At 41.3% G+C, this 339-nt stretch carries 1 protein-coding gene; it reads right to left on the bottom strand.

Annotated elements, in window-relative coordinates:
* Nucleotides 1-133: 133 nt before the first annotated feature.
* On the bottom strand, nucleotides 134-339 hold a 206-nt coding region (locus tag GOQ16_RS18595; protein WP_204987531.1), incomplete at its 5' end, for a hypothetical protein.

The raw sequence follows: 339 nt of genomic DNA, 5'->3' as shown, positions 1-339 counted from the left end.
TGGCCAGGACATGGCCTGGACGCGTTGCTGCTCGATGTGCCACGACGAGCAAAATTAAACATCGTGATGTTTTATCAATGGTTTGTTGTCGGGAACATATAATGATCACTCGGTAGAGATTAGCTCCTGAATTTCACACATTTGGAGTTGTTTTAACAACATTTTCCCTTATTCCCGCCCCCGTCCCCCGTTTCCGTAGATGCGTCGAAAAACGTACGAATTGAAATTGTTTTCCAAAAAAAAACACGTGCTCCTCAAATATTTCATAATAACACACCTTCCGTGATTTTTCGGGATTTTTCCACGTTCGTTTTCGATTTTTTCCGATTTTTCCATTTT

Source organism: Sphingobacterium bovisgrunnientis (assembly GCF_009829085.1).
GTDB classification, from domain to species: domain Bacteria; phylum Bacteroidota; class Bacteroidia; order Sphingobacteriales; family Sphingobacteriaceae; genus Sphingobacterium; species Sphingobacterium bovisgrunnientis.
The sequence above is the reverse complement of the archived record's forward strand: the minus strand, read 5'-3'. Positions and strand labels throughout refer to the sequence as shown.